This window comes from Porphyromonas pogonae (assembly GCF_036320655.1).
GTDB lineage: Bacteria > Bacteroidota > Bacteroidia > Bacteroidales > Porphyromonadaceae > Porphyromonas > Porphyromonas pogonae.
In genome coordinates this window covers 2425715-2450254 of sequence record NZ_CP143258.1, presented here as the reverse complement: position 1 = coordinate 2450254, position 24540 = coordinate 2425715, and the positions used below count along the sequence as shown (strand labels likewise).

General features: G+C 43.3%; 22 protein-coding genes. 5 read left to right on the top strand and 17 right to left on the bottom strand.

The window, feature by feature from the left end; genetic code table 11:
- Positions 1-25 precede the first annotated feature (25 nt).
- From VYJ22_RS09800 to VYJ22_RS09785, 4 genes are all read left to right on the top strand, one after another.
- Positions 26-733, top strand: coding sequence for a phosphate signaling complex PhoU family protein (locus VYJ22_RS09800; protein ID WP_329903843.1), 708 nt, complete (start codon positions 26-28; stop codon positions 731-733).
- Entirely contained in the window at positions 720-1430 is a 711-nt protein-coding gene (locus VYJ22_RS09795) for a response regulator transcription factor (protein ID WP_329903842.1), read from the top strand. Before VYJ22_RS09800 ends, VYJ22_RS09795 begins: the two co-directional genes overlap by 14 nt.
- 10 nt (positions 1431-1440) lie before the next feature.
- Positions 1441-3168 (top strand): sensor histidine kinase, encoded by a 1728-nt coding sequence (locus VYJ22_RS09790; protein ID WP_329903841.1) that lies wholly within the window; start codon positions 1441-1443, stop codon positions 3166-3168.
- Between the two features lie 91 nt (positions 3169-3259).
- On the top strand, positions 3260-3742 hold the full coding sequence (locus VYJ22_RS09785) for a Dps family protein (protein WP_329903840.1): 483 nt from the start codon (positions 3260-3262) through the stop codon (positions 3740-3742).
- A 1266-nt stretch (positions 3743-5008) separates the two neighbouring features.
- Here VYJ22_RS09785 and VYJ22_RS09780 read toward each other — a convergent pair.
- From VYJ22_RS09780 to VYJ22_RS09755, 6 genes are read right to left on the bottom strand one after another with little or no spacing between them, the layout of a single operon-like run.
- A complete protein-coding gene (locus VYJ22_RS09780) occupies positions 5009-5728 on the bottom strand; it encodes a precorrin-2 C(20)-methyltransferase (protein ID WP_329903839.1) in 720 nt (239 codons plus the stop codon).
- The gene (cbiD, locus tag VYJ22_RS09775) at positions 5721-7535 is read right to left on the bottom strand and encodes a cobalt-precorrin-5B (C(1))-methyltransferase CbiD (RefSeq protein WP_329903838.1); all 1815 of its coding nucleotides are present in this window, start codon (positions 7533-7535) and stop codon (positions 5721-5723) included. The genes VYJ22_RS09780 and cbiD overlap by 8 nt, the downstream gene beginning before the upstream one ends.
- Entirely contained in the window at positions 7532-9343 is a 1812-nt protein-coding gene (gene cobM, locus VYJ22_RS09770; protein ID WP_329903837.1) for a precorrin-4 C(11)-methyltransferase, read from the bottom strand. The genes cbiD and cobM overlap by 4 nt, the downstream gene beginning before the upstream one ends.
- A gap of 10 nt (positions 9344-9353) precedes the next feature.
- A complete protein-coding gene (cbiE, locus tag VYJ22_RS09765; protein ID WP_329903836.1) occupies positions 9354-10586 on the bottom strand; it encodes a precorrin-6y C5,15-methyltransferase (decarboxylating) subunit CbiE in 1233 nt (410 codons plus the stop codon).
- Between the two features lie 21 nt (positions 10587-10607).
- A complete protein-coding gene (gene cobJ / locus VYJ22_RS09760) occupies positions 10608-12023 on the bottom strand; it encodes a precorrin-3B C(17)-methyltransferase (protein WP_329903835.1) in 1416 nt (471 codons plus the stop codon).
- 23 nt (positions 12024-12046) lie between these two features.
- Positions 12047-12910, bottom strand: a complete 864-nt coding sequence (locus VYJ22_RS09755) for a sirohydrochlorin cobaltochelatase (RefSeq protein WP_329903834.1) — start codon at positions 12908-12910, stop codon at positions 12047-12049.
- 272 nt (positions 12911-13182) lie between these two features.
- Here VYJ22_RS09755 and VYJ22_RS09750 point away from each other — a divergent pair, with 272 nt between their 5' ends.
- A complete protein-coding gene (locus VYJ22_RS09750) occupies positions 13183-13686 on the top strand; it encodes a GNAT family N-acetyltransferase (protein ID WP_329903833.1) in 504 nt (167 codons plus the stop codon).
- 184 nt (positions 13687-13870) lie between these two features.
- On the opposite strand, the gene selD is transcribed toward VYJ22_RS09750, so the two are convergent.
- The 11 genes from selD to dut all read right to left on the bottom strand — a co-directional run bounded on the left by selD (position 13871) and on the right by dut (position 24529).
- A complete protein-coding gene (gene selD, locus VYJ22_RS09745; protein ID WP_329903832.1) occupies positions 13871-14911 on the bottom strand; it encodes a selenide, water dikinase SelD in 1041 nt (346 codons plus the stop codon).
- Complete coding sequence (locus VYJ22_RS11645; protein ID WP_407988911.1) at positions 14908-15135, bottom strand: DUF3343 domain-containing protein; 228 nt, start codon at positions 15133-15135, stop codon at positions 14908-14910. The genes selD and VYJ22_RS11645 overlap by 4 nt, the downstream gene beginning before the upstream one ends.
- Positions 15116-16252, bottom strand: coding sequence for an aminotransferase class V-fold PLP-dependent enzyme (locus VYJ22_RS09740; protein ID WP_329903831.1), 1137 nt, complete (start codon positions 16250-16252; stop codon positions 15116-15118). The genes VYJ22_RS11645 and VYJ22_RS09740 overlap by 20 nt, the downstream gene beginning before the upstream one ends.
- Positions 16253-16257: 5 nt before the next feature.
- Positions 16258-16854, bottom strand: coding sequence for a sulfurtransferase-like selenium metabolism protein YedF (gene yedF / locus VYJ22_RS09735; protein ID WP_329903830.1), 597 nt, complete (start codon positions 16852-16854; stop codon positions 16258-16260).
- A 92-nt stretch (positions 16855-16946) separates the two neighbouring features.
- Positions 16947-17972: a tRNA 2-selenouridine(34) synthase MnmH gene (mnmH, locus tag VYJ22_RS09730; RefSeq protein WP_329903829.1), complete on the bottom strand. Its 1026-nt coding sequence runs from the start codon at positions 17970-17972 to the stop codon at positions 16947-16949.
- A 167-nt stretch (positions 17973-18139) separates the two neighbouring features.
- Complete coding sequence (gene dapA / locus VYJ22_RS09725) at positions 18140-19042, bottom strand: 4-hydroxy-tetrahydrodipicolinate synthase (RefSeq protein ID WP_329903828.1); 903 nt, start codon at positions 19040-19042, stop codon at positions 18140-18142.
- 210 nt (positions 19043-19252) lie between these two features.
- A complete protein-coding gene (locus VYJ22_RS09720) occupies positions 19253-20152 on the bottom strand; it encodes a bifunctional riboflavin kinase/FAD synthetase (RefSeq protein WP_329903827.1) in 900 nt (299 codons plus the stop codon).
- Positions 20140-21426, bottom strand: a complete 1287-nt coding sequence (locus tag VYJ22_RS09715; protein ID WP_329903826.1) for a murein hydrolase activator EnvC family protein — start codon at positions 21424-21426, stop codon at positions 20140-20142. The genes VYJ22_RS09720 and VYJ22_RS09715 overlap by 13 nt, the downstream gene beginning before the upstream one ends.
- Positions 21426-22286: a DUF4292 domain-containing protein gene (locus VYJ22_RS09710; protein WP_329903825.1), complete on the bottom strand. Its 861-nt coding sequence runs from the start codon at positions 22284-22286 to the stop codon at positions 21426-21428. Before VYJ22_RS09710 ends, VYJ22_RS09715 begins: the two co-directional genes overlap by 1 nt.
- Positions 22283-24019 carry a tetratricopeptide repeat protein gene (locus VYJ22_RS09705; RefSeq protein ID WP_329903824.1) on the bottom strand — a complete coding sequence of 579 codons (1737 nt, stop codon included), beginning with the start codon at positions 24017-24019 and terminating at the stop codon, positions 22283-22285. The genes VYJ22_RS09710 and VYJ22_RS09705 overlap by 4 nt, the downstream gene beginning before the upstream one ends.
- 63 nt (positions 24020-24082) lie before the next feature.
- Positions 24083-24529, bottom strand: a complete 447-nt coding sequence (gene dut, locus VYJ22_RS09700; protein ID WP_329903823.1) for a dUTP diphosphatase — start codon at positions 24527-24529, stop codon at positions 24083-24085.
- Positions 24530-24540: the final 11 nt, after the last annotated feature.

The following is a 24540-nucleotide window of genomic DNA, read 5'->3' as shown; positions in this document are numbered from 1 at the left end:
TCATTTTATAATCAGAAAAAGAATCATGTTAGCTACCGTCCAACAGCATTATGATAAGATAAGCGAAGACTTCAACCTTTTGTCCAAAATGATATTCAAGCAATTTGATATTGCCCAAAGCATGCTCAACAGCTCATTTGATGAAGAGCTCATTGTCATGATGAAGGATAATGAAGCACTCATCGACGGGCTTGAGGTGAAGATCAAAGAAGAAGTCATCAATGGCATTGTACTTTTTTCTCCGCGGGCTACTGACTTGCGCAAGATAATTTCGTTTTACGAGATGTCTGCTTACTTGGAAAGAGTAGGAGATTTGGTATATTCGCTTAGTAAAATGATAAAAAGAATTAACTTAGAAGGTAAATTGATGTCCAATCTAAGGGAAAGGATACTGGTACAGATAGATCAAACCAAATGGATGGTCAATAATGCAATAGTTTCTTTCGCTTGTGAAGAAGACAAACTTGCATCTAAAATCATTGAAAATGACAAAAACATAGATATAGAGCACCGCAGTATTATCCATGATATTCCTGATATTTTATTTTCACAAGGATATCAGATTACCCCTGACGACATACGCGATTGTATAGAAATATCCCGTATGTCTTACAGTGTGGAACGCATCGGAGATAATGCCACCAATATAGCAGAGGTAGCTATATACCTCATTGACGGCAAGAATGTAAGTCATATAGGAAAATTAAAAAAGCAAAAGAATGAAAAGTCCTAAGAAGATTCTGATTGTCGATGACGAGGAGGATTTGAGAGAGATACTCACATTCAACCTTGAGAGTGAAGACTACAAAGTAGTTTCCACTGATTCTGCTGATGCAGCCCTTGGCATGGATGACATTTCTTCTTATGATCTGATCTTGCTTGATGTCATGATGCCCGGTACTTCCGGATTTAAGATGGCGGAAATACTCAAGAAGCAATCCGACTTTGTTCCCCCTCCCATAATCTTCCTCACAGCCAAGGATACGGAAAACGACTTGCTCACGGGCTTTAGCCTCGGAGCGGATGATTATATTTCAAAACCTTTTTCCATCAAAGAACTGCAAGCCCGTGTCAAAGCAGTGTTGGCTCGTATGGATTCCATATCCGCCGTTCAGCATGTTACCAAGTCACATCCCGATCATATTGTTTTAGGCTCGCTCATGATTGATAAAGTATCTAAGACAGTTTCAATCAATAATCACGATATCCCTCTTACCAAAAAGGAGTTTGAGATCTTGGTGCTACTTTCCTCCGAGCCGGAAAGGGTGTTCTCACGTTCTGACATTCTTGATAGGCTATGGCCCGATGATTGTTATGTAATGGAGCGTACTGTGGATGTACACATCGCTCGCCTTCGTAAAAAAATCGACAATAGTAATGTCAATATTATCAATCGATCCGGATACGGATACAGCATTGTAAACGAATAATTAATTACATATGAAAAGACTAACCTATACCACGAAGCTTTTTACTTATTTTTCCATTATTATCCTACTTTTGGGGAGTGCCATCATCTTATTCCAGCGTAGGTCTGAGACACGTTACAAACGTGAGATGATCAATATGCAAATGCAGGATTATGCAGATGGGATATACCGCTATTTGTCCACGTCAAATGATCGAGACCTCGCGTCCGCAGCCCATATACTGCCTGATTACATGCGTGTCACCGTGATGCTCAAGGATGGTACTGTGCTTTATGACAATAGTATCCCCGACGGGCAAGCTATAGAAAATCATCTCAAACGCCCTGAAGTACATAAAGCGAATATCGATGGCGAAGGTTTTTCTTCCCGTAAATCCAAAACGCTGAACAAGGACTTTTTCTATTACTGCAAATTGTACCATAATGATAGATTTGTCCGTTTGGCAATGCCTTATGAGCGTGATCTGAGGCTTATGACTCCTGACAATGTTTTTCTCTATTTCATGGTCGGTATGTTTATCATTGCCTTTGTGATCTTAGTTATTTTTGAGCGCCGGTTCCACCGTTCTATCTTGTCGTTGCAGCAGTTTATTACCTCTGCCAATCAGAAACAAGGCGATTATGAGCGCATCACGTTCCCCAATACCGACCTCGGAGAGATAGGTCGGGAAGTAATAGAGACTTATAAGATGCTGGATGTGAGTACAAAGCGCTTCAAGACAGAGCGCGAAAAACTTATTCAGCACTTCTCCTTCTCTAATGAGGGTATAGCCTTCTTTTCCAAAGAGCGCAAATTTATTTATGCCAATAGCCATTTCATACAGATACTCAATGCCATTACGGACGAGCCTACGTTTATTCTTGACGAGCGCATCCTCAATGCCGAGGATTTGAAGCCCATAGATGATTTCCTCAAGCAAGGGAAAGAAAGGAAAGAGAATTTCATCAAATACAAGATCAATAAAAATGGTAGTCACTATGGCATCAGAGCACAGATATTTCCCGACAATAGCTTTGAAATCATTTTGAGTAACATCACTGGTTTGGAGGAGGAACGACGCCTGAAGCATGAGATGACCAGCAATATCGCACATGAGTTGCGCACTCCCGTAAGCTCTATCAGGGGGTATATCGAGACAATGTTGCAACAGCCTGATCTTGCACCTGACAAGAAAGAATACTTCCTCCAGCGATCGTACAGTCAGCTACTACGCCTGTCGGATCTCATTAGTGATGTCTCACTTATCAATAAAATGGAAGAATTCGGCCAGCACTATCCCAAAACTGCGCTCAATATCTCAGGAATTTTCGACGAAGTAAAAAAAGATCTTGAGCAGATACTTCAGGAGCATAATATCACTATAGACAATCATATCCCCTCGGATGTATCTATTCAAGGGAATGAGTCCCTAGTTTATGCTATTTTTAGAAACTTGGTAGAGAATTCCATTCGCTATGCGGGAGATGGCGTAAATATAGAGATGTATAAATATTCCGAGGACGATAAATATTACTTCTTCTCCTTCTCGGACAATGGTGTGGGCGTGTCTGCCGAAAGTTTGAACAAACTATTCGATCGCTTTTATAGAGTCGATGAAGGGCGTGGACGTGCACAAGGGGGTTCAGGCTTAGGATTGGCCATTGTCAAGAATGCCGTTATCATGCATGGCGGGGAGATCTCTGCCAAGCAAAAATCAGGTGGCGGGTTAGAAGTTATATTCTCTCTTGCCAAGCATTGAAAACACCTATAGCATCATTGAGAATGTCTGTTGGAGGTTGCTCATGTAAAGTGTACCTTTGTTATATAAATCAATAAAAAGAATAAAAATTATGAAAAAGAGTGTTTTATCAACAACAGGTTTGAAAGAATCAGAAGTAAAGAAAGTAAAAGATCAATTGGCTGTATTATTGGCAGATTTCCAGATTTTTTATTCTAATCTGCGTGGTCTCCACTGGCACATCAGAGGCGAGCAATTCTTTGTTTTGCACAAACAATATGAAGAAATGTACGATGGTGTATCAGAGAAAGTAGACGAAGTAGCTGAGAGAATTTTACAACTCGGCGGTGTGCCCGAAAATCGCTACAGCCAAAGCCTTAAAGTTAGCGAGGTGGCTGAGTACAGCGGTATTACTACTCCCTCAGAGGGTCTTCAACACGTATTCGAGACTTACAAACTTATCATCGCTAAAGAACGCGAGATTGCAGAACTTGCAGGTGAGGCTTCTGATGAAGTTACTGTAGATTTGATGATCGGATATCTCGGAGAGCAAGAAAAGCTTGTCTGGATGTTGGATGCATACATGAATAAGTAATCATCACGGCTCATCAGAGCAGATGTAATATTACACAAAAGCCAATTCATTTTGATCAATGAGTCGGCTTTTCTTATTATGTTTCATTCAACTAATCATTGTTTTATCATGCAGTTATGTGCATAGGACACTGTGTTTTTAAAGGTTGCTTATGCTTGGCTCCACCATCGAGATCATTGAGTAAATCCCATTGACTAAATTTAAGTAAGAGGCTTGATATTTTAGCAAAAAGTTACTTTTTGTCGGTATTTTTTGATTCACGCTTGTTGGGCACAGTGGCTTCAATACTATCACAATAAAGGTCCTTGACAACCGATTTCCGTTGTTGTATCTTTGTCCTTGTACTCTCGGCGTTTTTATTCCATACACCCATTAAGCCTGATTAATAATGAGCCTGCAGATAAGCATACTATGACAAGTAATTTCTCAACTAAATATATAGAACACGGTGTATTCCCTTATGCTCCATTTATTGGATCTTCCCGTATGTAATACTTCGCTTAGTATTTATACAGTACGCCTTCACTATCGACACCGCCAATCCGTAGGCATTTATCGATCTTAACTCATTTATCGACTTTTTCATTCTATCTTCCTTCCATATATTTCGTTCAATCATGTGTACTGCTCTGCTATCGTATGATGGAGGGGCGGCTGATTCATCCTATACGGTTTGCTGACTTATCCTATACGGACATTAGACCTATAGTATACGGACGATTGATTTATGTATACGGACAACTGACTTATCATATAGTGTCGACAACCCCATCATATACCAATGAAGATAATTGAGTTTTGAGATGATTAATGCAACCCTAACTCTAAGGATTTATTATAATAGAAGTATGCATACTATAGATATTTATTTTCGGGCGCTTATGGTAGCAATGTGTTTATTAAGCCCTATTTTCGGATGCGATAAGAGCTTCAAAATATTGTTTCTTATTTATACACAGTATAAATAAGTGTGATGTTTTAACTAAACGATCACTTTTTTTTGGTGAATTATGGGCTTAGACAACTTTTTTAGAATAATGTATTGCAATCTATTACAACAAAACCTATCCTCTGTATATCGGATGCTGATTTTGACATTTTGTCAAAATCAAGGTTTGGTCTTCATGTGCGAGTTATGCTTATGTATTGGAGAGACGGCATCCCCCCCTCGTCAGCTATAAATTGCTATCCGCCTATGCATGACATGTAGTTTCACACATAGGCGGATAGCAAAATTCTGAGATTAACCCCTAATTACACCTCGGTCTACTCCTCATTTTTGATGATCATGATGGAGAAGTAGGGTATCTTACGCGCCTGTATCTCGGCACTGTTGGTTGTGCTGTATTCATTGTCCAAGCCCACGTTTTCGAAATAGGAGTAGGAGTACTGAGGGTGTGCTGTAAGAAATGCTTTGAGCACCGTCTCGGAGAGGGAAACTTTCATGATCACAATAGTCTTTTTCTCTTTGAGATCATGTAGTAGTTGCTCCTCGGTGACTATGCCGGGTACTACCTCCAATGTCTCTTCCTGCTTGGTAATGTGGAGATTTACGGCAGCTGCACAAGCCAAGAATGCAGGTACTCCTGCGATATGATTAACTTCCACACCCTCTTGCATCAGTATCTCACTGATGTAGTGTGTGGAGGAGTAAAAGCCACAGTCTCCCTCTGCTACCACGGAGATAATTTTGCTGTCGTTATGCTCGCGGTATATCTCCATAAGCTTGTAAGCGATTTCGTTGTAGGCAATGTGTGCGGCATCACGTTGTTTGGACATGGGTACGTTGAATACAATCACTTTACGCTCGTCGATGCCCAGCTGATCCAGTATTTCTTTGGATCGAGAGCGGAATGTGCCGCTGAGCGTGTGTGTGCCGGGACAGAATATCATGTCCGATCGTTCGAGTTGCCTAAGGGATTTGAGCGTTATGAGTTCTGGATCGCCCGGCCCCAGAGAGATAAAAAACAGGTTAGATTTATGCATGATGTAGTATGGGATATTTATAGTTTACTTTGCCGCTCTCTTCTATGAGCAATATCTGTAGGTCGCTGTGGGGTATGCAGGGCTTGCACGTCTCGTAACAGTGGCGCAGGATAGCTGTGAAGAAGTTGTGAGCATGCCGGGAGGGCACTTTGTCAAGCAACTCCCTTGCCAGCGTGATGTTTTCTATGATACTGCGTAGGTCATCCAAGGCATTTACTTCGTGAGCCACACTGCAGAGGAAGTTTTTGTTCATGACTACCTTTTTGCTATGGGTATCCAAGTTTCCTTCCGCCAGCTTTACGGCTTTACCTATCATAATCCCCATGTACACTTGTTTGAAGGTGGAGTTATTCACCTCACGCAGTGTTTCTCCGATGAAGTTGCCGTATTGCACAAAGATCTGAGCAGGCTTGTCGGGGAAAATCGCTTTGAGGAAATTCTCACTCTTGCCCCCTGAGTTGATCACGATCATATCACAGAGGGTAGCTTGGGCTACGGAGACTTGGCGGGTTATGGAGGCGATAAAGGCTTCTGAAGAGTAGGGCTTGACCACGCCACTGGTACCGATGATGGAGATACCATCTACGATGCCGAGTCTGGGGTTGAAAGTCTTCTTTCCTATCTCATATCCCTGTGGTACCGATATGGTGACATGTACTCCGCACTCGCAACACTCTCTCACTGCTTGCCTGATCATACTGCGGGGAGTGGTGTTGATGGCAGGTCCACCGACTTCTATACCCAAGCCTGGGAGGGTCACTCTGCCTACTCCCTCGCCTCCGTCGATGACTATATCGTCCGAGTCGTTATTGACCTCTACCCGTGATACTATGCTGATGCCATTGGTGATGTCGGGGTCGTCTCCGGAGTCTTTGATTACTGTGGCCTCCGCATATTGCTCATGCAGTTCAACTTTGCTTATGGGGAGTATCACCTGTTCGCCTTGGGGTAGCGTGATGCTTACCTCTTGCAGAATATCATCGGTGAGTAGTGCCACCAGAGCAGCCTTGGTCGCAGCCGTAGCACACGAGCCGGTAGTATAACCACTGCGTAAGGGAAAAAATGTGGGGCACAGGTTTTCTATCGCTTTTCTCAGGCCTACCTTGCCCTCGACAGATACGAAAGATTTCGGTGTACGTGGGCGACGTATGATGTACAAGGGGGTGTGGTATCGCTGACACATCTTAGCTTTTTCCTCGAAATAGCCTGAGCTACCGCTTTCTTTTGTAATGACGGCATCGGGGTGTATAGTGTGCATAATGCTCTCGTCATCAGGATTCTCAAAATCAAAGTAAAGAATGTGATCTTGCGGGAAGTGATGATCTGTCACAATACGGTTGGACTCATCTCTGTCCAGAATCCTGAAGTATGTTTCGTGCTCTGTCCAGAAGTCTTTGAGCTTGGCTATAGTATTTACCCCGGTCAGCGCCAGTAGTTTTTTGACTCCCGCAGATTTGAGTTTACGTGTCGCATCGTTATAGTCGTCACAGAAAATGCCATCGACATTGAGGTCAAAATTGCGTTGTATCCTCACAACAGGTATCTTCAACTTTAGCGATGCTTGCTCTATATTGCTGTGAAGGTTCTCGGCAAAGGGGTGTGCAGCATCAATGATAAGTAGGATGCCGTGCGAGGTGCAAAACTCTACTATGCGGGGCACATCCATGGCTCCCGTAAGGGGGATACCGTTTTTGAATGTGACTTGTTGCAACGCCCCCTTGGTGGCATAATAAAACGCCTTACCTGCCTCCTCCAGAACTTCAATGCACAAGCGCCCCTCCGTGGTTCCACCGAAAACTAAGATCATGGGCGGAAAAGGTGCTTGAATTGATGGGAGTAGAGCTTGGACAAACCTTTCCTATTGTCAATGGAGTCCCCTACAACCAGCATGGTAGTGAGGGTAAGATTATTGTCCTTCACAATCTTTGCCAGGTCTTTGAGTTCTCCGCGATAGATCCTTTCGTCTTTCCACGTCAGGTGATAGCATGCCGCTACGGGAGTAGTGGGCGGATAGTGCTCCAGCAGTTGGCTCTGTACTTCATCTACAATACCTGCACTCAGGAATATACACATGGTGCTTTGTGAGCGTGCCAGCATGTGTAATTTTTCTTTTTCGGGCATAGGGGTGCGCCCTTCGCCACGGGTGAGGATGATGGTTTGTATCTTTTCGGGAATTGTAAATTGCGATTTGAGTGCTGCAGCAGCTGCTTGGAAGGAGGATATACCCGGGGTAATATGATAGCTCATACCGTATTCGTCGAAAAAAGCCATCTGCTCCTGTATAGCTCCATAGATACAGGGGTCTCCTGTATGTAGCCGCACAATGAATGCGCCTTTGTCATAAAACTCTTTCATGAGAGCAAACTGCTCTTCCAGATTCATCGTCGCAGAACTCCTGACCACAGCCCCATCTTTGGCACACAAGGTAAGCTCCTTGGGAACGAGACTGCCGGCGTAGAGGATCAGGTCGGCTTTTTCGAGAAAATATCTTCCTCTCACCGATATGAGATCGGGATCACCGGGCCCTGCACCTACAATCTCTATATGTCCTGCTCTGAGCTTGTCCTTATCTATTGCCAATGCGAAGGTAAAGTCATTGCCTTTGGAGAAGCAACCTTTTTGCTTCCCTATCATCAAATAGCCGTCATGCGCACTCTTGATGGCACAGCTTTCACTCACGCCGGCGATGCCTGTAACTTCTTTCACTTTTTGTGACGGATTACTTACAGCTACATCCTCAAGATCTTCTGCCCGGTAGATCACGATGGGATATTCCTTGCCAAAATCATGTATCAGTGGCTCGTCTTTTTTAAGCTCAATGGTAGATACATCCTTGATCGCTTCTCGGCGAAATCCCTTGCGTTCTATTTCCGTGAGGATAAAGTCCTTGATGTGATCAGGGTTGCATGCTTTGCGACAGCCGATCCCGAGTGAGAGTACGCGAGGGATGTACTGTAGTGTGGTGATACCAAATTCATGCCTCCGTGGGCTAACTGTAATGATGAGGTCAAAGTTGTCCGGATTGATTTGATCTGCTGCATAAAACAGTTGTACATGCGAGGGAGCTGTGCGCTCGAGATAATCAGTGCCTTTGTCCCTTATCTCCAGGAGTACCGCTGTCTTCTTACCATTTACAAACTCTATGATAGGTTTATTCAGGCTCTCTGTATTAGAGACGGTCATCCAGTCATACAGGTCGCCCAGCATGTCCAATGCCCAAAGGTCATTATTGTCACTTTGAGTAGAGATTACAGGCTGAGCACCAATGATGTGGCTGATGTCGGTACATAGTTTATTGGCACCACCCACATGTCCCGACAGCACCGACACTACATACTTGCCTCCGGAGTCGATATTGATGACTGCAGGATCAGAGTGTTTGTCTTGAACAAAAGGGGCAATGCTGCGGATACAGATGCCCATAGCGCCAATAAAACACCAGCAATCATAATTGCCAAAGCATTCTTTGAAGAAAGAATTGATATCCTCAATCTTAGGATATCGTTCATTGCTATGCAGGGTGAAAATCTCTGCTTCATGGATCTCACTTCGTATAGCTTCCGCTATACCGATCCCCTGTGACGAGATCGTGATGATACCTATATGATGATTCATTTGTGCTATGCTATTTAGTTTGCTTTACGGCTTTGAATATCGTGATGGGGTTGTAGTCGTCCAGTGCCACCCGTGATTGCTCCTCGATCTTCATGCCTGCTTTGTCTATAGCTTTGAGGAACAGAGTGGCACTATCTTGTGACACAGAATTAAATACTAAAATACCCTCATCTGTCATCACCGATTTTAGTTTTTTGACTATCTCTATCAACTTGCCTCCATGCCCGCCTATGAATACCGCATCGGGAGGTGGGAGTTCTCTGATATCGGTATCCAGGAAATCTCCTATATGCGCATTGATCCCGGGACACCCAAATCGTTTGCTGTTGACCTCCATGAGTTCAAGTCCTGATTCTCTGATCTCAAACGCCTCTATGTGCAAGTGAGGAAACAGTCTCTTGGCCTCAATGGATACCGAGCCTGTACAAAAGCCTACGTCCCACAACGTTTTTTTACGGTGCAGATCCATTTTGCTGAGACTTATTAGTCGGATTGGCATCTTGGTAATCATATTCAATCTGCCATCCAGCGGCATGAATTGGTTATCGGGTATTCCCAGAGCCACAGACTCTTGCTTCCTTGCCGTTTGTTTCAGTATGATGCAGTTGGGCATTTCGAAAGTCATGTTCACCATCTCCGATACCTCGCCCCAAGTGCATTTCTGATCCGATTCGTTGCCGAGACGTTCGCCCACAATAAACTCGTAGTCCGTATAGCCGTAGTCGAGCATCCTTTGTGCTATGGTTGATGGAGTATGATTTCTATCGGTCAGTAATCCTATCACCTTTTCTTGATTGATAAGGGCTTTGTCAAACTCGTGCCACGGCCTGCCCGTCAGCGATACACACCTCATATCCTGATAAGCGATGTTGCAAGCCTGAGCCAGTAATTGTAACGAGTTGAAGGCCGGGTACACCTTGACATCCGCTTGGGGGAGACGGTTGATCACCGTATTGGCAAACCCGAAGAAGAGGGGATCTCCCGAAGCGAATACAATCACTTCGTTGTATCCTTCGTATTCTTTGAATACCTTGTCCAAAGGTACTGTGATATTGATCCATTTACTCCCTATGGGCAATATCTCCTTGACTATCTCATAATGTCTAAGGCCTCCCGAGAATACCGTGCCTCGAGATATATGCTCCAGTACTTCAGGCATGAGGTACGGAGCATTGCTATCCGTCAGTCCTATGATATAGAATTTTTGTTCTACCTCAGATTTCTTGTTGTTGCTCCACATCATTGTTTTTTCTTTGTAATGTGTTTATAGATCTCGTCCGGGTTTCAGATGCACAGCATCGTCATAGCAGAGTATAGCGTTTACGAGAGTGGCGGCAAGGTTGCTTCCTCCTTTGCGCCCTTCTACAATGATCTTGGGGATGTGTTTGAAAGGCTTGACCATGTGCTTGGACTCCTGAACATGCACAAAGCCCACGGGCGAAGCTATGATGCCTGACGGCTCGGCTTTCCCTTTGATAATAAGGTCGCAAAGTTCCATAAGAGCGGTAGGAGCATTGCCGAAAACATACAAGGCATTGGGATGCTCTTCTACTGCTAACCTGATGCCGGCCTGTGTGCGTGTGATGTTTTTGGTTTTTGCCATTTCTGCCACACGAGGATCTTGCAAGTAGCATTTTACCGTCATGCCCAGTCGCTCCAATGCTCCTTTCCTGATTCCTGAAGCAGCCATAGTAACGTCGGTGATTATGGTGTCGAATTTTTTAGCCATCATTGCATTGTACATGTTCTCCACTGCTTTGTCGTCCATGCTGATAATCTGCTCCATCTCAAAGTCCGCTGTAGTGTGGATTGCATGCAGAAGAGCCCACTTTCTGTCCAAAGGGATGTCTTTGTTTTTCAGCTCGCTTTCGATGGTGCGGAAGCTTTCTATCATGATGTCTTGTCCAATGCCCTTGCTCTCGCGATCCGTTTGTTGATCTCTGTAATATCCCCTTGGGGTGATAAACTTGTTGTTATGGATGTACGACTGTGAATTGCCGATAATAATCACGGTGAACATATCCACTTTTTCAGGATCAAAGTCAGCCAGTGTAGTCAGCGTTACTTCCTGCTCATCACGTCCGCCTTGACGCACGTATCCTATGGGGGTATTGGGGCTCCGCTCCGCACCGAATATCTCCAGCAGACGATAGAGTTGCCAGTAACGCCCATTGCTCTTAGGATTGTATATTGCCGTCACGAAGTCACCCGTAGCAGCTGCTTTGATTCGTTTTTCGATCACGAGCCACGGAGTCATCAGATCCGATAGCGATATCAGACAAGTATCATGTCCTATGGGGGCTCCCAGTAGAGCAGCCGCTTTCTGGAAAGCACTGATGCCCGGCAATACCTCTATAGTGATGTGTTCGGCTTTGAGTTCTTTTTGCATTTCGAATATCAGCGGAGCCATGCCGTATATACCGGAGTCTCCCGAACTGATAACACATACCGTTTTCCCTTGCAGGGCATATTCATAAGCTTCCAAGGCACGCTGACGCTCTTTTTTCATTCCGCTATCGATGCACACTGTGTTTTCGGTAATATAATCTTCGACAAAACGGAAATAGTATTTATATCCCACCACTACATCAGCGCTTTGGATGGCGTGGAGTGTGGCGGGGGTAATATCTTCAGCGCTACCGGGGCCTATCCCCGTAACAATTATTTTAGATTGGTTCATTATAGTAAGGTCTCTGTGTGATGTTATAATACTTGTTGAAGATGCTTGATCCAGATGTCTACAATCTCAGGTTCGTCTGCCAGTCCCCTAAGTCGGCAGTTCTCGTCTTCGATGACGAAGCCTGCCTTTTGTAGTCTTACCCTCCAGCTCTGATCTTCATCCGCTTCGTCAGGATCATAAGCTCCAGCCATATCATTTTTGGCATGATCTCCGGCTATGGACATGAGGGGCAGTAGATTGATCACTGTACCCCGCGGATACTTCCCGGCAAATACCTCTAAGAGGTGATCTATGGTCATTTCCTCAAAGTCTACTGTACCTATATAAATCCTATCCGTTAGAGTATTGAAATAGTTTTGAAGATCCAAGTACTTCTGATTGGCATCTCTGAATTTTGATTTGTCATTGCCATGTCCCATTAGTACCAGTAGCTCCCCCTGCTCAAGTCTTTGCAAATAAAGTCTAAGCAAAGTATCGCCCAAGAGCTTGATGTCCTCATCACTATCCATAAGCGGTGCGCCCATGACTACCTCCACCCCTGGATGTGTCAGCCTAAACTCTGTGAGCATTTTTTCTTTCACCATCTTATACTCTTCACCCGGTATCACGTGTAGTGACTGGATATTGATGTGTGAATAACCTGCTCCTGCCAATTGGTCGAGGAGTGTGCTCGCGGGATGAAACTGTTCTCCCGTTTTCTCGAACCAACGTTTCATACAGATCTTAGACGTAAAAGCCATATACAGGTCTGTATCCGGGAATCTCTGTGCAAATTGTGATGCTATTTTGTGGAATGTATCATGAGCTTCCTGGTGTGTGCTCCCAAAAGTGACCAGCAATAACGCCGTGTCATGATTTTTCAGTCCGTCGAAAGAAGTCTTAAACATAAATGTACAATGATAAATGATGGTTATATTCAAATATATCGATCGGTGAAATAACCCTAAGTATTACACCTTGATTCTGTGCAAGTCTCCCTTTTTCGGAGCTTTCACTTATCTTTGACAAAGATAATAAATTACACTTACTCAGGTGCTGTTATCGATCATGTAGGGTAGAGGTGCAATGTTCATGCTCCTTGCATTATCGGTAGCTAAGGAGTGAGTAGGTGCTCTAAGCCTATAGTAGATTTTTGACTTATACTACTTATCACAGAGTTATGACAAATTATAATCTTCATATCAGCACAGCTACAGCTCAAGATTTGCCTGAAATCCTTCGTATTTATGAAGGTGCTCGTACTTATATGCGCCTCCATGGTAATCCTACACAGTGGGGCCATGGTAATCCTCCTGTGGCTACAGTAATTGATGACATCGAAACCCGTAAGCTTTACAAAGTGGCGGATAGCAAGGGAAGATTGTGTGCTGTTTTTTTCTTCGAAATTACGGATGACGAACCTACATACCGCATTATCAATGACGGCAAATGGCTGGCACAAGGACACTACGGGGTGATACACCGTATGGCTTCTGCAGGAATAGTTAGGGGTGTTTCTGATTTTGTATTGAGCTGGTGTTTCGATCAACATGCTCATCTGCGCATCGATACTCATAAGGATAATATAAGCATGCAGTCTGCCATCGAAAGAGCCGGCTTTGAGTACTGCGGTATCATCACAGTGACAGACGGAAGCGAACGCCTCGCTTATGAGAAAATATAAGGAGGAATGTTTAGGGTTGCGAATCTTTGGATGACCTAAAAGCTCCAGCATAATATGTTTGCATAGTCCTCCTTATTGCAGAAAAAGGGAGGACGTGTAGTCCGAACGGATAAAACCCTGCGAATCTCTATATTGTAATTAATAGCTCACCCTCTCCCGTAAAATATTTTTTATTCTGCAAAGATTAATGGATTATAAGACGGTGCGTGGCGGGTGCGGTAACCTCTCCGATTACAGCTGCTATAGGGTGCCCATCGATAGCGTTGATATCCTGTACCAGAGCTTGTGCTTTGTCTGCATCAACAGCAATGAGTAATCCCCCTGATGTTTGTGCATCAGCCAAGAGCATCTTATGATCTACCGAACAGTGGCACTGCAGATCATTTCCTACGTAGCGTAGATTTCTAAAAGCTGCTCCGGGGATACATCCGTCAGCTATGAGTGTTTGTACCTCTGGTAGTGTGGGGACAGCATGTGCATACAACTCAAATGTAACATCAGAGGCTTGAGCCATACCCAGGGCGTGGCCTATAAGCCCAAAGCCTGTAATATCAGTAGCTCCTTTTACTCCGTATGATTGCATGATATTTGCTGCCTTAGCGTTGAGATAAGCCATTTGGGACAGAGCCATGTCATAGACTTTATCGCTCACAAGCCCCATTCTCTTGGCTGCAATGACTACCCCTACTCCCAATGGCTTGGTAAGTACCAGCATCTGTCCCACTTGTGCTCCGCTATTGGTGATAAGTTTGTGTGGATCTACTGTGCCTACAACTGCTAATCCGTATTTAGGAGGATTGTCGTCGATCGTATGCCCTCCCATGGTAAACGCTCCGCTTTCGTTGATAACCTCCTGTCCTCCCATGAGAATATCCCGCAATACTTCCAAAGGAATATCTTGTGACGGAAACATGGTAATATTGAGAGCCAATAGAGGCTTACCCCCCATGGCATACACATCTGATAGGGCATTGGCAGCAGCGATGCGTCCGAATGTAAAAGGATCGGAACATACCGGGGGGAAGAAGTCTGTAGTAACAATGAGAGCTGTATCCTCATTGAGTTTATAAACTCCTGCATCGTCATGTGTGGAGATATCGACCATAATATTATGGTCTTTGAGCAAGGGTATATCACTCAGTAAGCCTTTGAGATGCTCAGGATCGAGCTTGGCAGAGCACCCCCCATATTCTACAGTGGAAAGTAAGTCGAATGGGATAGTCATGATTGTATTTCAAAATTAATCTGAGCCTCTCTCAGTATGTTTGTGATAGAGTCGCATTGGTTTCCCGTTATTTGAAGGCTCATACCACACTCTGATGATAAATGATCGGGTACGGATACCACTCGGTGTTTGATGCCTGACTCCTCTACAAGGTGATGTGCCCGGATAAACGATCGGGTAGTGGGGAAAAGAACGTAGTATATATTATCTGCCGAATAAGTCATAAAGCGATTTGATCAAATAGTCCATATCCTGAAATGAATGATAGGGCGAAAGCGAAAAACGCACAGCCCCATGGGGCAATGTACCTAAGGTGCGATGTGCCAGCGGAGCACAGTGCAGTCCGTTGCGAGTAAGGATGCCGTAGCGCTCTCTGAGGGTATCGCCAATAAAAGCAGGAGACATAGTCGCATGTACTATAGAGAACAAATACCCCTGATGCTCAGGGTGGAGACTTTGGAGTAATTTGATGCCGTGTAGCTGCTCTATCTCTCGAAGTACAGCCTGTAGGTCATTCTGCGAAATCCGATATTGGGGGATGTGCTTCATGGCTGTAGCCCAAGCAACCAATCCCAGAGTGTTGGGAGTGCCGGCTATAAACCTATCAGGCATTTCGTACTGCATATCTGTTGTATGCGAGTGCACGCCGTTGCCTCCCGTAGTAAGAGGTTGTAGCTTTTGAGGCTGACGCACATAGAAACCTCCGGTGCCTGTAGGTCCTAAAAGCCCTTTGTGTCCTGTAAAAGCGATGAAGTCCGGTTGCCAGTTGTGGGCATCCTGTGGTTCAGAACCCGGTATCTGTGTGGCATCTGCAAGTAATCTGATGTTGTGGGAGTGGCATACTTGGGCGATATCGTAGAGTGGTTGTTTTACGCCGTTGACATTGCTCTCCATATTCACAATAGCCATGTCATATCCTTCTGGTCTCATTGCCATGAGAGCTTCTGTGTTTACCCTGCCGTCGGAATCATGAGGCATGATGTCGTACGATTGTATTACACCTTTTTCTATCAAACGCTGCAGAGGTCTCATCACAGCATTGTGCTCCATGGGAGAGACCAATACTTTGCCCAGAGGGTAGTCAGAGCCTTGGAGTATCGTATTGATGGCGGTAGTAGCATTGTCTGTAAAGCAAATATTTTCGGCCTGTTCCACTCCCAACCATTTACTCAGATCGTCCCGCAAAGCCTCTATAGCCAGAGTTGCATGCAAGGTTGCTTCGTCTGCACTGCGCCCATAGCTCCCTATAGGATGGTCATAGTAGTGAGCCAGCGTGTGGCACATCTGTGACGGTTTAGGGTAGGAGGTGGTGGCATTGTCAAAATATTTGTTCAGTTCCATTATACTTAGGGGTAAATAATCTTTCCTGCTTTGGTTTGAATATCCATGATGCTATACATATTGGATATGCGACCTACGGATAGTTGCCCTTTTATCTCATAGTAATCGGTACAGGTACCGCACACAATGACTTCTACTCCTTTTTCCTCATGCAGTTTCTTGAGTGAAGCTCCTGTGTCTGTACCTTCGAGAGCAACAAAGACTCCTTTGTTGTACAATATAATATGTGTGGGCATGACATCCATCTCCTCTATAGCATTTACAAAAGCTTTCATCAGTATGCGACCCAGAGCCTCGTCACCTTGCCCCATAAGATCAGATTTGATTACGATGACATAGCTGTCATGAGTCGTTCCTGAGGGCAGTGAACAAGTCTCAGGAGCGAGTGTCGGAACGGTGAATGCTATGGCGGTGTAACCTCGCTCCTCAGTCAGCTTTGTGTCACAATTCATGGACGATAAGTAATCCGTAAGATTGGAACAGGCTGTTGCATTATCCGTCAAGACAGCTACCTGTGATCCCGGAGTAGCTTGTTTAAGTTCCTTTTTGAGCATGATCAGAGGTAAAGGACAAAGTTTACCTCTTGCGTCTATAGTAATCATTGTGAGTCAATTGTTAGTTTATTGTAAATGACATATCACATTCAAATGCGATACCTCTATATAAATCTTATCTGTAAGTCAATGCAGATACTTTATCGGTCTACCAAATCTTGTGTCAGCCTTATCAATTCATTAGCAAGACTTTCGGGATCATCTTTTTCCCCTTTGATTGTCAACAATGGTGGAAGTCCTTGCTTGTCGAATGAGCGTTGGTATGCTTTGTCATAGTACACCAACGTATCTCTTATTGCGGACAAAATATCTCCGGACTTTACATGCTCGATAGCTTGTGTGCAGAGGAGATTGCCCATGCGCTTTTCTATTTTGCCCAAAGCCTCAATGAGCAAAAGCGGATCTATACTGCCGTACTCACGAAAGATATGTTGTGCCCTGGGCTCAACAGGAATATCTATAATGATGGGTCTGGAACTGCGCATCAAAGTCCAAAGCATGTCAGGGATAAACACATGTCCTACCAATTTGCTTTCGTTTTCGAGCCAGATAGGTTTGTGCGGATCCATATCTATAAAAGCATCGTGAAGCAGATTGATATATTGCTCCGTTGTAGGCTGTGGAGCTTGTCCCAATCCTCCGAATATCGACCCTTTATGATTGGCAAGACCTTCGAGATCTACCACTTGTTCTCCTTTGTTACAGAGCTGATGCAAGATCAATGTTTTGCCTGAACCCGTGGGTCCTCCCAGGATGCGTAAGGTGTATTTATTGTTATTAAGAATATGATCGAAATGTGCGCGATATGCTTTGTAACCTCCTTGTAAACGCCATGTTTTGATCCCTACCGTATTGAAAAGCCATTCCATGGATCCACTGCGCATACCACCACGCCAGCAGTAAAGACACAGTTCGCCTCCTTGAGCCTGAGCTTCACGAGCTAATTGTACCATTTTAGGACCTACTATTTGCAATCCATGTTCTACTGCGGGGGTATGACCTTCCTGTACATACAACGTACCTACCTCGCTACGCTCAGCATCCGTAAACAAAGGAATGTTGTAGGCTCCGGGTATATGCCCTTGCATGAATTCTCCGGGAGAACGTACATCGATCACAGGATAAGTACGCCGTTTTCCCAGAAATTCTTCGATAGATATTTCCATTATTCAATGTTGTGGATTCTTAATAATCCAAAGCAAAAGTAGTCATTATTAAATTATTGTGTTCTAATAAACATTATAAAAAGCAATGCGACCAAAGGTAAAAGAACATCTAGTCTCCCTTGATCGCATTGATATTACCTAAGGTAACTCTCTTGGCTGTTGTCTATTTATAAGATCGATTCGAGAGCCTGACGTACTTTGTGATATTCTTCTATGATGAGTTGCTCTGTGTCATGATTCACCGGAGTCAAAGGAAGACGCACTTTGTTATGAGCAATGAGTCCCTGATGATAAAGCAGGCATTTGATCCCGGCAGGATTACCACATACGAATAAAAGTTTGTACATCTCCTTGAAGATCTCTTGTATCTTAGCTGCTAATTCATAGTCTCCTTGAGCCTGAGCATGAATAAGGCGGTGGAAAGCGGACGGAAAAGCATTGCCTATAACAGAAATAACACCCTTGGCACCCACTTCCATAAATTGGATAGAGAGATTATCGTCACCAGAAAGAACGGTGAAATCCTTAGGACTTCCGCCCTCTACGATCTGCTTTACTTGCATTACTATGCCCGAAGCTTCTTTGACGGCAACAATGTTTTTACAATTGTTTGCCAAACGTACGGTGGTATCCGGAGTCATATTTACCCCTGTTCGCCCCGGTATATTATATAAGATAATAGGCAAAGATGTACTCTCTGCCAATGCTTTGAAATGCAAGAAAATACCTTCCTGTGAAGGCTTGTTGTAATAAGGCACTACGGACAGAATAGCATCGATATTCATAGATTCCAATTCTTGGGCTCGTTGCACCAAACTTTGGGTGCAATTGGAGCCTAAACCGACTACAATGGGTTTTCGATGGTTTACAAGCTCTACAACAAAACGTATAATTTCGGCTCGTTCATCAGACATGATGCAAGCCGACTCTCCTGTGGATCCATGAAGCACAAAGAAGTCTATTTGTTGAGACAATTGGTATTCTATTAATCGGCGTAGGGATATGAAATCTACACTTCCATCTTCATTAAAGGGAGTCACCAAGGCTACCCCCATCCCTTGAAAAATCATATTTTCCTGCATTATGTATATCCTGTTTTACTCATTTGCAAATCTAATATTTTTTGATGATTTTACGGTAGTAGATGATGTTAAATCTCATAATGATACCAGATATATACTTATAAATACTTGGAGTAATATGCAAAGGAAAGTCCCTGATACTTCTAAATAGCCAGGGCTATCCAAAGATACAGGAATAAGGTAGTGTGTATTGATCTGCTAATAATCCGCTAGTAACTCCTGGATTTGCTCTCCGTCTTTGCGTATCTGATCTCTTAACTCCTCCATAGAGTCAAATTTTTTATCGTTTCTTGTTAGAGCTACCAGCTCCAAAGTGATCGTACGGTCATAAATATCATCTTTGAAATCGAAAATATTGACTTCTATAGTGATATTATGTCCATTTTCGAAGGTAGGTCTATTACCGATATAAAGCATTCCCCTAAAACGTTTGCTCCCGATATGTATAAATACCGCATATACACCATGTGCAGGAATAAGTTTGTGAGGAGTATCAGGGATAATATTAGCTGTGGGATATCCTAGCGTACGACCGATACGAAATCCACCTACAACCTTACCGGTAATGGTATAGTTGTAACCGAGCAATTGATTGGCTTCGGAGATAAGCCCTGTACCAAGCAGTGCTCTTATACGGCTTGAGCTTACAGTTTTGTCTATGGCGATAAATTCTTCTTGAGATTTACAAACCTCAATCCCGAGGTTGCGCCCTATTTCTCTGTAATCTTCAAATCCTTCTGAGCGTTTATAACCAAAACGATGGTCATAGCCAACCAAGAGATATTCCACATGATATTTATCACGCAGGATGTCACGCATAAAGTCTTCAGCAGAAAGGTGTGAAAGCGTTTGATTAAATTCTATTATTATCACTTGATCCACTCCTGACATCAGTAGTCGTTGCTTTTTTTCTTCAAGCGAGCATAACTGCTGATAGGGGCGGGTAGGATAGATAACTGAAATAGGCGGAACATCGAATGTGATTACAGCTGTAGGCAGGCCTTTTTCTTTCCCGTTTTTTACTAATTCACTCAAAAGAGTTTGATGCCCCATATGTACCCCATCAAAGGTGCCTACGGTAGCGGCTATCTTACCCATGCTGCCGGATTTTGTTTTGTGCGTTCTTTCCAGACTTGGAAATTCAATACTCTCATGTTATTATCATCTGTGGCAATTGTGCCTATCTTTTGTCCTGTTTTGACTCTCTGTCCTTTGGCTACGTTTACACTGATCAAGTTGGAGTATACGGTGAGGTAATTACCATGGCGCACGATAACCGAATTGTTGAATCCCGGCATTACAAACAAACTGGTCACTTCTCCGTCAAATACACAATAAGCTCCATTATCATTTTTTACAGCGTAATCTATACCACCGCTATTGGTGCGTACTCTGGAATGTTCAGAGTGGGTATGTACCCCAAACTGCCCTACGATATTGTAACTGCCTCTTACCGGAACAGGCAGATTGCCTTTGTTCTGAGCAAAGTTGGATGACAATGCTCTTTCTTCAGCATTCATAGCATATCCTCCTATAGTTTCGGCTTTACGTTTGGTTTGTACGGGAGCTGTTTTTTCTCCTTTCTTTCTGGCTGCTGCTTCCAACCGATTTTGTTCTTCACGAGCTTTTCTTTCTGCTTCTGCTATTTCTGCAGCGATTTGCCGTTCTATGCGTCTATTCAGGTTATCAGCTTCACGGCGCTGTTGTGCCAATTTTTCTTTCAGATCTTTTTGTTGGCTTTTGAGAGAAGTTACTTCTGCTGATCGCTGTGCTTGTTCAATCTCGAGCTTTTTCTTCTCCTGCTCTTTCAGTGAGAGGGCAGTGTACTTTTGCGATCTGGTTTGCTGTATTTCGGTACGTTTGTTTACAACTTGTTGTTTTACTTTTTGTAATTCTTGAGCGGCTTGGCGTGTAGCATGAGCATATTGGCCGAGAAAAGATTGGCGCCTAACTCCCTCATCAAAGCTTTTGGCTGAGAATATGAAAAGCAGTCTGTCAAGAGAGCTTTTGCGCTTTTGCATTGCTACAATAGTATTGGCATAATGCATTTTGCAGATATCCTCTTTGGTTTTCAAAGAATCTTCCTGCACGGTGAGTACGCCTATGGATTGTTGTAAAGCATTGACTTGAGAATCCAAAATTTCCACCATTTTCTTGCGTTGCTCTACTTGCTTCTTTACCAATTGAAGCCTACGCTCTTCATTGCGTGTGTTTTTTTGTGTCTCTCTAAGTTGTTTGCTGGTTTCCTCGATGTTTTTAAGCATTTCTCTTCGTTGCTTCTCGAGTTGCCTCACTTTCGATGATTTCGATTGTGCGCTACAAAATCCTACAGCAAGAAATAAAACAATTATGCAATACCAAAACTTTTTCACTACTTGGCCACTTTTTTAATCATTTGTTTCAAGTCATTCAGAGATATTTTCTGATATCCGCTTTTGACATTGGGCTCAACGACACTCTCTTCCACTTTATTCCAATTGAAGCGAGAAAAGCTCATTTTTATGTCTCCCGGATTACGACCTGATAAATTTACATTAATTTCTTGAGTTGAAGGGAAATTTATCGTGCCTGACTCACAAATATAGTCTGTATATTTCCAAGTAGCTTTACCCCTATTTTTAGTATCAGTGGCCGTAAGGCTTTGTACAAGGCCTTGAGTATTGATTGCATAAGCTATATCTACAGAGCCTTTTTTATATGTAAGAGTGGGGATGCCTACAGGATGTTCCAGACTGAAGATCTTAGTCAAAGGGGTATCAGGGGTAAACCCGGGATTGGATATGTAACCCAAGAAAAGTGATTCTAAAACATCATAGTTTACGGGAAAACCCAAATTGTCTGAAAGCTCTTTGTACGATGCTTCCGCATATCTTTTGTTAATCCCGTCTGTAACCGTAATCCCTTCCCGTGTAAACCATAAACGGCTCAATTCGATAAAAGGGAATGGTATTATTATCATACGTATTCCCTTGCCTTTGACCATGGAAAAGTCTACTTTACTACTCATGTCTTTCCGCCCATATTTGATATCGGCATTCAAAGTTGCTTTCAGGCTTGTCCATTCACCTCTTTTGGAATTTACAACATTGATAAGTTCGTTTTTGGACAATCCATTTATGTCAGAACTCAAAGTCTCTGGTTTTGTGACTTTATTGCTGATACCGCAACTCGCCATGATCAAGGCAAGGGAGGCAGTCATGAGTGTGAGGGAGAATATTCTGTTTAGTTTCATTTCTTTTCCGGGATATATTTTTGTTTCTTTATTTTTTCGTCAAGATTTTTGCTACCTCCATTTTTCAATGCTTTAGCCTCATTCCACAATTCTAATGCCTTCTCTTTATTATTGAGCATGTAATAAACATCACCCAAATGCTCCACTACATCCGCATCAGGGTCTTTGGCGCTGAGGTCATAAGCTTTTTGGATATAAAGTTTGGCAAGAGTGTAGTTTTTCTGTAAAAAGAATATCCAGCCATACGTATCCAAGAATACCGCTGTTTCGGGCTGAAGCTTGACACTCATAGCAGATAGCCTCTCTGCTTTGGCAAGATCTCCACCGTGATTCCCCAAGGCATAAGCATAGTTGTTGAGAGCTGTAGTATTTTGTGGATTCAGTTTGATTGCCTTTTCGTAATAATCAAAAGACTTGGCAATATCTCCTTCTTCCGATACCAAATCGCCCAGCTGAGCATACACTTCTGACAAGGGAGCAGCACTCGTTTCCGGGACATTCTTTACTGCTTCCAACAGTAGGTCTTTTGCTTCTTTCTTCTTTCCTTGCATAAAAAGACCTATAGCTCCGTAAAAATAGTAAGGAGCCTCTTGTGGCAAATATTTAATAGCTTCAGATGATATTTTTACTATCTCCGTCGTATCCTGCTTTACAAGTGCATCTTGGAGCAATATGTTCCATGCATTATTGTTCTGCGGACTAAATTCTGTGATTGGCCTTACGGTTTTGATAGCCAATTCGTGTTTCCCTTGTGCTTCCAGCATTTTAGCATATGCAATGCGGGCATCGGGGTTATGCGGATTGTCCTGAATTATTTTCTCAAAAAGGTTATTATACTTGTTAGAAGGAACCCCCTTGTCATCTCTTTGGTTATTGGCAAAAGCCAAGAGTATAGCCAATTTCTGAGGTGTTTCCAGCGAAGAGTCATTGATAAGCTTTTGTATAATGTCAAAAGCGGCTTCTTCTTTGTTTACTCCCAAATAATATTGAGCGAGCGACACATTGTATCCCAAATCAGTACCATCCGTTAGTCCCAGCTTGTTAAGATATTTTTTTGCTTCTTCGTAGTGCTCAGCTTCGAGGTATGCTCCTATCAGCTGAAGAGAGAATTCAGATACATCAGGATATTTATCCGCCAATTTTTTATACTCGTTCAACGCATCATTTTTGGCGCCTACCATATTATATAATTGGGCTTTTACGTTGATGTATTCTGCCTCTTCGGATGGGCTGGATGCGTTTTGCTTCTGAAGTTCATCATACACCTTGATAGCCTTTTTGATGTCACCAGAGCGAGCATACAACTGAGCTAGTTTGTGTTTGAGTTCGTCCTGATCAGGATATTGCTTGATTAGTTTTTCATAAATCCCTGCCGCTTCATTAAATTTTCCCGAAGTAAAATAAAGTGATGCCAGACTCTCTCCATATGTTTTATTGGAGGGCTCCAACGTATAAGCCTTCTCCATGAGTTTTGTCATCCCTTTCTGGTTGTCCAAAGCATAATAAACCCTTGAAAGTTGATAAGACAAAGCTGCATTCTCCGGATTTATTGATGCAGCATGCATCAATAAATCGAATGACTCATTGTAGTGGTTCAAGTTACTTTGCAATACCCCTTCGTAGAAATATGAATCGAACTTAGCGTTCGATGTACTATCCTTTCCCGCTGAATAGCTCCATGAGGTATTGCCTATGATCAGGCAAAGAAAAATGTAATATCGCAATTGACGCATATGCTTGGTGTATATGTGGATCCTGCAACGAGGATGATCATCTTTGTTTTAGTAAATAATAAATTAGTTTTTCCCCGTATGCCCAAATCCGCCTTCTCCACGGGTAGTTTCGTCCAGAATTTCTACATCGCTCCATTCCACAGTGGCGTGACGTGCTACTACCAATTGAGCAATACGATCACCATCGGCCACTATGAATTGTTCTTGTGACAGGTTTACCAAAACAATGCCGATCTCACCGCGGTAGTCAGCATCAAGGGTACCGGGAGTATTGAGTAATGTAATTCCCTTTTTGAGGGCTAGTCCGCTACGTGGCCTTATCTGACCTTCGTACCCGATGGGTAATTGGATGCGCAAACCCGTAGGTATGAGTGCTCTTTGTAATGGTTTCAACACGATAGGCTCTTCAAGGTGCGCTCTCAGATCCATACCGGCAGAAGCTATGGTAGCATATTCTGGCAAGGGATGCCTCGAATGGTTGATGATACTTACTTTTACTTTGTCAGACATTTCTTTTATTT

What these genes read in the sequence shown, in the direction of transcription:
- dut (WP_329903823.1), bottom strand. Translation starts at nt 24,529, where the DNA reads ATGTCTGACAAAGTAAAAGTAAGTATCATCAACCATTCGAGGCATCCC.
- VYJ22_RS09720 (WP_329903827.1), bottom strand. Translation starts at nt 20,152, where the DNA reads ATGGGTAAGATAGCCGCTACCGTAGGCACCTTTGATGGGGTACATATG.
- cobM (WP_329903837.1), bottom strand. Translation starts at nt 9,343, where the DNA reads ATGAATCATCATATAGGTATCATCACGATCTCGTCACAGGGGATCGGT.
- VYJ22_RS09780 (WP_329903839.1), bottom strand. Translation starts at nt 5,728, where the DNA reads ATGCATAAATCTAACCTGTTTTTTATCTCTCTGGGGCCGGGCGATCCA.
- VYJ22_RS09705 (WP_329903824.1), bottom strand. Translation starts at nt 24,019, where the DNA reads ATGCGTCAATTGCGATATTACATTTTTCTTTGCCTGATCATAGGCAAT.
- VYJ22_RS09790 (WP_329903841.1), top strand. Translation starts at nt 1,441, where the DNA reads ATGAAAAGACTAACCTATACCACGAAGCTTTTTACTTATTTTTCCATT.
- VYJ22_RS09755 (WP_329903834.1), bottom strand. Translation starts at nt 12,910, where the DNA reads ATGTTTAAGACTTCTTTCGACGGACTGAAAAATCATGACACGGCGTTA.
- VYJ22_RS09785 (WP_329903840.1), top strand. Translation starts at nt 3,260, where the DNA reads ATGAAAAAGAGTGTTTTATCAACAACAGGTTTGAAAGAATCAGAAGTA.
- VYJ22_RS09710 (WP_329903825.1), bottom strand. Translation starts at nt 22,286, where the DNA reads ATGAAACTAAACAGAATATTCTCCCTCACACTCATGACTGCCTCCCTT.
- mnmH (WP_329903829.1), bottom strand. Translation starts at nt 17,972, where the DNA reads ATGGAAATATCTATCGAAGAATTTCTGGGAAAACGGCGTACTTATCCT.
- VYJ22_RS11645 (WP_407988911.1), bottom strand. Translation starts at nt 15,135, where the DNA reads ATGACTTATTCGGCAGATAATATATACTACGTTCTTTTCCCCACTACC.
- VYJ22_RS09795 (WP_329903842.1), top strand. Translation starts at nt 720, where the DNA reads ATGAAAAGTCCTAAGAAGATTCTGATTGTCGATGACGAGGAGGATTTG.
- yedF (WP_329903830.1), bottom strand. Translation starts at nt 16,854, where the DNA reads ATGATTACTATAGACGCAAGAGGTAAACTTTGTCCTTTACCTCTGATC.
- cobJ (WP_329903835.1), bottom strand. Translation starts at nt 12,023, where the DNA reads ATGAACCAATCTAAAATAATTGTTACGGGGATAGGCCCCGGTAGCGCT.
- VYJ22_RS09740 (WP_329903831.1), bottom strand. Translation starts at nt 16,252, where the DNA reads ATGGAACTGAACAAATATTTTGACAATGCCACCACCTCCTACCCTAAA.
- cbiE (WP_329903836.1), bottom strand. Translation starts at nt 10,586, where the DNA reads ATGATGTGGAGCAACAACAAGAAATCTGAGGTAGAACAAAAATTCTAT.
- VYJ22_RS09750 (WP_329903833.1), top strand. Translation starts at nt 13,183, where the DNA reads ATGACAAATTATAATCTTCATATCAGCACAGCTACAGCTCAAGATTTG.
- selD (WP_329903832.1), bottom strand. Translation starts at nt 14,911, where the DNA reads ATGACTATCCCATTCGACTTACTTTCCACTGTAGAATATGGGGGGTGC.
- VYJ22_RS09800 (WP_329903843.1), top strand. Translation starts at nt 26, where the DNA reads ATGTTAGCTACCGTCCAACAGCATTATGATAAGATAAGCGAAGACTTC.
- dapA (WP_329903828.1), bottom strand. Translation starts at nt 19,042, where the DNA reads ATGATTTTTCAAGGGATGGGGGTAGCCTTGGTGACTCCCTTTAATGAA.
- cbiD (WP_329903838.1), bottom strand. Translation starts at nt 7,535, where the DNA reads ATGATCTTAGTTTTCGGTGGAACCACGGAGGGGCGCTTGTGCATTGAA.